The sequence below is a fragment of the Streptomyces sp. NPDC015032 genome (genome assembly GCF_043080425.1).
Taxonomy (GTDB): Bacteria; Actinomycetota; Actinomycetes; order Streptomycetales; family Streptomycetaceae; genus Streptomyces.
In genome coordinates, this window is record NZ_JBIBVN010000090.1 from 1 (window position 1) to 5622 (window position 5622).

Below are 5622 nucleotides of genomic sequence, written 5' to 3' on the forward strand. Positions count from 1 at the left end.
AGGCTGCCTCCCGCTTCACCTCGCCGCTACGACGGCGAAGCGACGGTGGTCTTCCACCTCCGTCCGAAACAACAGCGCCTCGTGGCGCACTGACACGGTTCTTACCGGCACCCCGAGTTGGATGGCAAGCGATCAGAACGGCTGGGGCAGTGGCCGATGCGGCGTGCGAGCTGGCCGACACGGTGACGCCGGGGACCTGGAGCACAGGCGCGGTCGAGGACGCCGCCTACGTCATCGACACACTCGCCGAGGCCCTCGCCGCGAACCTGGCAGTGCCAGACGCCCCCCTCGCCAGGGCGGATGAGGTTTCGGCAGTTCGCAGTGCCAGAGGACGTCTGTCCAAAGCCGTCGGCGCGTCGACGGCGTGGCTCCGTGGCCCGTCGTGCCGTGCGGCGTTCCGTGACGTACATCGACGGCCACTGAGTCGGGCCGCCGTCAGATGTGTCAGTCGGCGGGCGGGAGGCGGAGCGTGGCGACGGCCCCGCCGTCGGGCGCGTTGGCGAAGGACAGCGACGCCCCGATGACCTGGGCCTGGCCGAGCGCGATGGTCAGCCCGAGGCCGTGGCCGCGGCCGCGTTCGGACGCGCCGGTGCGGAACCGTTGGGGTCCGTCGGCGAGCAGCCGGCGGGGGAAGCCCGGGCCGTGGTCCCGTACGGTGACGCAGGCCGCCGCCACGTCGACCTCGACGGGTGCGCGACCGTGCCGGTGGGCGTTGACGACCAGGTTCGTGACGATCCTGTCGAGCCGACGCGGGTCGGTCTGGGCGGTCAGGGTGCCGGACGTGGTGAGCTGTGTCTGCAGCCCGGTGCGCCGTACGGATTCCGTCACCAACTCGCCGAGCGGTACCGGCTGGGTGTCGGCCTGTTCGGCGCCCGCGTCGAGCCGGGAGATCTCCAGCAGGTTCTCCACCAGGGTCCGCAGCACCCCCACCCGGTCCCTGACCAGATCCGTGGCCTCCCCCTCGGGGAGCAGCCCGCTCGCGGTGACCAGACCCATCAGCGGGGTGCGCAGTTCGTGGGCGACGTCGGCGGTGAAGTGCTGCTCGGCCAGGAGCCGCCCGGACAGGCTGTCAGCCATCGAATCGACGGTGGCGGAGATCTCGGCGATCTCGTCGCTGCCGCGGTCGGCCCTGGTCCTGGCGGCCAGGTCACCGAACGTGATCCTGCGTGCGGTCCGCGCCACCCGCCGCAGCCTGCGGTTGGGTAGCTCCGCGGCGAGCGCCGACAGCGGTACGACGACGGCCAGCGCGACCAGGGAGTACTTCCACATGTGCCGGTCCAGGGCCCGTCGGGTGAGCAGGTCGGACGTCATGTCGACCTCGACCGCCACGGGGCTGCCTCGGTACATCTGCGCCGCCCACATCGACGGGTGGTCCCCGGGGTCGTCACCGTCGTACCAGGTGGCATACCCGTCTTCCAGCCCCTGCGGGCCGCGGAGTCGGCGCAACAGTTCGACGGGCATGGCCTCGGGCGACATCCGAAGCAAGTCGGGCGGGGCGACGTTCCGTTCGTGGTCCTGCAGGTCTCGGGACAGCTGCGTCAGGGCCTTGGCCCTGCCGTCGTTCAGGGACCGGGCCAGGGTGCTGCGGTGGACCAGCACCCCGACGGTCAGCGCGATGGCGCAGCAAGCCATGGCGACAAGTGCGGCGATTTTCCAGCGCAGCGAACGCCAGTTCAGCAGGTCGCGCAGGATATCCATGTCAGCGCCGGAACTTGTAGCCGAACCCGCGGACGGTCTGGATCCGCTCGGCTCCGATCTTCCTCCGCAGCCGCTGGACGCACAGGTCGACCACGCGGCTGTCGCCGTCCCAGCCGTAGTCCCACACGTTGCGCAGCAGCATGTGCCGGTCCAGAACGACGCCGGGGTTCGCGGCGAACTCCAGCAGGAGCCGCAGCTCGGTGGGGGCCAGCGCAACCGGTTGGCCCGCCCGGAACACGTCGAGGCCGACGGTGTCGATGGTCAGGTCGCCGAAGACCAGCGGGGCGCGCTCGCCCGGGCGACCGGAATCCTCCGGCCTTGCCGCACCGCCCACCAGTTCGGTCGGGGGGTGGTGCGGCAAGGCCGGGGCAGTGGCGGGGTTGAAGTTCGCCCGCCGCAACAGCGAGCGGATCCGGGCCACCAGCACCGCGGTGTCGACAGGTTTGACCACGTAGTCGTCGGCGCCCGCCTCCAGGCCGGAGACCACGTCCAGGGCGTCGCCGCGCGCGGACATCATCAGGATCGGGTCCATGCTGGTCTCCCTGACTCGGCGGCACAGCCCGATGCCGTCGAGGGCGGGCAGCATCACGTCCAGCAGCAGCAGGTCGTGGCGGCCCTCCCGGAACAGTTCGAGTCCGGTCAGGCCGTCACCGGCGGAGGTGACACGGTAGCCGTAGCGCTCCAGTGCCAAGGAGACCGATTTGCGGATCACTTCGTCGTCCTCCACGAGCAGGATCGCCACGGGCACCAGGGCGGTTCCCCCGGCCACTGGATCTGACATCTCTCCCCATCGGACGTAGTTGCTGGAGGTCCATCATGCGACAGGGCATCCCGCCCTGCCGAACTTTGCCTCCACCACGCATACGCCGGGGCCGGGTTCGCCGGTGATGCTGTCGGGTCAGGGTTCGCGGGTCTGGGGGCTGTGGTTCGGGTCCTGGTCACCGAGGTGGCTGTCGCGGTGGTCGGGACGGGGCGGGGCACCGGTGAGGGTGCAGCCCTGGCGGGACAGGTCCAGTTTCGATCCACTGGCCAGACAGCCAGTGATCATGTGAACCTGCTGGCCGTAGCTACGGCCCTTCGTGGAGGTCACTTCCCCGTTCGGGCCCACTTCGCAGGGGTTGTTGTCGGTGCATTGCTCGCCGTCGTCGTTGTGGGTGTTGTGGATTCCCACGACCGTGGTGCCGTCGGGGGTCAGCAGAGCCGAACCCGAGTCGCCGTGCCAGGGGTTGCAGTCGTCGGTGGTGGTGTAGCGGATTGAGTTGTTCAGCTGGTAGCCACCTTCCCGCAGGTGCGGGACTACGGCCTCGGCGGTGCAGTGGTGGCGGGCGCCGAGGGAGGCCACGGTCAGTGGGTCGCCTGCGCGCACGGGGGCGGACGCGAGCTGGAAGACTTTCGCGCCTTCGGCCTTCAACTGCGCGTAGGTCTTGTCCAGGCGGTAGAGCGCGATGTCGGTGCCGGTCATCGTCGCGTACACCAGCCGTTTCGCACGGGCCGTGGTCTGCGGATAGCCCTGACGGTCGACGATGGACACCTCGCGGTCGGCAGGCTGGTCCACTGCCGCGGTTCCGGGCGCGGGCCACTGTCCCTGCACACAGTGACCGTTGGTCAGCAACAGCGCCGGGTCCTGCGGACGGGAGGCGGGGATACGGACCACCGAGCCCGCACAGTTGTCCAGGTCCACCGACCCTTCCATGTCCGGGATCGGATCATCGGGGGGAACGTCGGTGCCCGTGATGATGCCGTTGATCCAGTCGGCGTGCCTGGTGACATCGGTGTACAGCGTCTTGCCGCTGTCGTCGGGGCCGCTGACCACACCGGCCACGGCCCACTGACCGCCCTCGCGGACCAGCGCAGGACCGCCGGAGTCCATGTTCGACGCAGCGACGCTGCCGTCGGCGCTACCGACGCACAAATCTCCGATGGGCTCGGCCTTCGGACACGTCGAGACCGGCTGCACCACGGTGTCAGCCTCTCGCAACCGCTTGGGGAAACACCCGGAGTTGTCGTAGTCGTCGCAGGTCATGCCCCAGCCCATGATGCGGACGGGGGTGTTGTCCGGCGGCGTGGTCGAGGCGATCCGCACCGGCTTGGCCCGGACCGGGGTCCGCAGGTGCATCAACGCGAGGTCGCGGCCCCAGAACCCTCCCTCATCGCGAACGGTCGCCAGCCGGTAGTAGTGGTCGACCTCGGCGACCTCGCCGCCGGAGGTGGTGTCCAGTGACCCGACCCGGACCTTCCAGCCACGCGGGACACCCGCCTTCGCATTGGTCGGGTTCCGGCCGGCGCAGTGGCTGGCGGTCAGGACCCATTGTGGCGCGAGGACCTCCACCCCACAGCCGTGCCTGTCCGGGCGCGGCGGGGCGGGGTAGGACAGCTGGAACGAGCCCATGAACGAGTAGGCCTGGGTGGACTCGGTGCCACCCACGACGGCCTGCGCCGGCGAGGGTGCTAAAAGGGCCGCGGTCAGCGCGATCCCCGTCGTCAGGGCGGCGGCGGCCGCCCTTCGGCCTGTCGACGTGTGCATGCGTGGCTCCCCTTGCGTCTGCCGCCGGCCATCGTTCCGGCGGGCTGGTGCTGGGGACAGCAGTCGGCTGTCCCGTCCGGCACCGAGCCTGGACCCAGTGGCCCTCCGGAGGGTCTCTCCCGCGTATCAAACTCAGCACAGCAGCCGCTCAGTTGTGTATCAGCGAGTCCGGGGCCGGGCAGACGATGCCGTGGACACGCAGGGGAAGCGGCCCGCTGCCGTTGTCCGTCGCAGTGTGACGGTGGAGGCGGAGGCTCGGGGACGGCATCTGCGCCAAGGCGGCCGGTCCCTGCCCTTGCCGGAAATCCCGTCCCGGTGAGCAGGTGGCGGCGGGGCCCCGATCGGCACCATGAGCGGTCGGGTCCTTGCCGTCGAGGACGCCTCGATTGGATGACAGCGGACATGAACCCTGTCCTTTGACAGCGAAGTTAGTCGCTCTGTTCGCGTTGGTCTGCGGCGACTGGATTGATTGGCAAACGATCAGGTGAGGACCGGTGTGGGATGGGCGGACCCTTGTCGCCGCGCTGAGTGGCCCTCCGTCACATAGGGAGAGAGGACAGCCGTACTCGCCCTGAGGGCCGGCGGGCGTCGTCGCGCAGGGGCGTCACCATAGTGCGCAGCGGCATGGCCACCAGGCGGCCTTCGCGTTGTTCGACGAGTACGTCCTTGTCGAGCGGGTGCCATCCGAGGCGCTGGTAGAGCGGCACGAGGGGAGGCCGGCAGAACAGGAGTGCGTGCTGAGGACCCATCGTGCGGGCGTGCTCCAGGGCAGCTGTGACGACGAGCCGAGCCAGGCCCTGACCTTGCATGCCGGGTGCGACGGCCACCCCGCCGACGCCCACCAGCTCTGTCTCGGTGTCGCCGATCGCGACAGGCAGTCGCAGCAGGCCAGTGTGTGCCACGAGGCGGTCTTCGTGTCTGATGCCGAAGTGTTCTTCTTTCGGCAGCCAGGTCAGACCGGTCGAGGCGACACCGAAGGGATCACCGCTGTTGCCAAGGATCTCCTTCTGGTCCGCCTTCGTGTACTGAGGGAGCCGTTACCTGCGCGGATACCTCGTCGGTCCACCGGACTACGGACGAGGCAAACGCCCGCGAGCCGACCGTCTCGCAGCAGTCACCGGACGCCGGCAAGACGCGCTGGAACAGGCATTGTCCGATCTGGTGCGGCAGAAGCGCATGGAACCCAGGAGTCCCAAGCGCAGCTTCACCAAGACCGCGGACAAGCCCGCACTCTTCGCGGCAATCCGAAAGGACGCCCAAGCCGAGCAGCTGCCGGTCTCACATCTGGGGGTGCCGGTAAGAATGCTGTCAGTGCGCCACGAGGCGCTGTTGTTTCGGACGGAGGTGGAAGACCACCGTCGCTTCGCCGTCGTAGCGGCGAGGTGAAGCGGGAGGCAGCC

The 5622-nt window shown here is 69.4% G+C and carries 4 protein-coding genes; all 4 read right to left on the minus strand.

Translation table 11 applies throughout. The annotated features are described in order from the left end of the window. Positions 1 to 444: 444 nt before the first annotated feature. The 4 genes from ACF08M_RS41210 to ACF08M_RS41225 all read right to left on the minus strand — a co-directional run bounded on the left by ACF08M_RS41210 (position 445) and on the right by ACF08M_RS41225 (position 5223). Positions 445 to 1698 (minus strand): ATP-binding protein, encoded by a 1254-nt coding sequence (locus ACF08M_RS41210; protein ID WP_392190450.1) that lies wholly within the window; start codon positions 1696 to 1698, stop codon positions 445 to 447. Position 1699: 1 nt separating this feature from the next. Continuing rightward, positions 1700 to 2479 carry a two-component system response regulator CseB gene (gene cseB / locus ACF08M_RS41215; protein WP_392190451.1) on the minus strand — a complete coding sequence of 260 codons (780 nt, stop codon included), beginning with the start codon at positions 2477 to 2479 and terminating at the stop codon, positions 1700 to 1702. 117 nt (positions 2480 to 2596) lie between these two features. After that, positions 2597 to 4222 carry a trypsin-like serine protease gene (locus tag ACF08M_RS41220; protein WP_392190452.1) on the minus strand — a complete coding sequence of 542 codons (1626 nt, stop codon included), beginning with the start codon at positions 4220 to 4222 and terminating at the stop codon, positions 2597 to 2599. A 539-nt stretch (positions 4223 to 4761) separates the two neighbouring features. Beyond that, positions 4762 to 5223: a GNAT family N-acetyltransferase gene (locus ACF08M_RS41225; RefSeq protein ID WP_392190453.1), complete on the minus strand. Its 462-nt coding sequence runs from the start codon at positions 5221 to 5223 to the stop codon at positions 4762 to 4764. Positions 5224 to 5622 lie beyond the last annotated feature (399 nt).

Bases quoted from the DNA above. Each gene is read 5' to 3' on its own strand.
- ACF08M_RS41220 (WP_392190452.1), bottom strand. From the start codon at position 4,222: ATGCACACGTCGACAGGCCGAAGGGCGGCCGCCGCCGCCCTGACGACG.
- cseB (WP_392190451.1), bottom strand. From the start codon at position 2,479: ATGTCAGATCCAGTGGCCGGGGGAACCGCCCTGGTGCCCGTGGCGATC.
- ACF08M_RS41210 (WP_392190450.1), bottom strand. From the start codon at position 1,698: ATGGATATCCTGCGCGACCTGCTGAACTGGCGTTCGCTGCGCTGGAAA.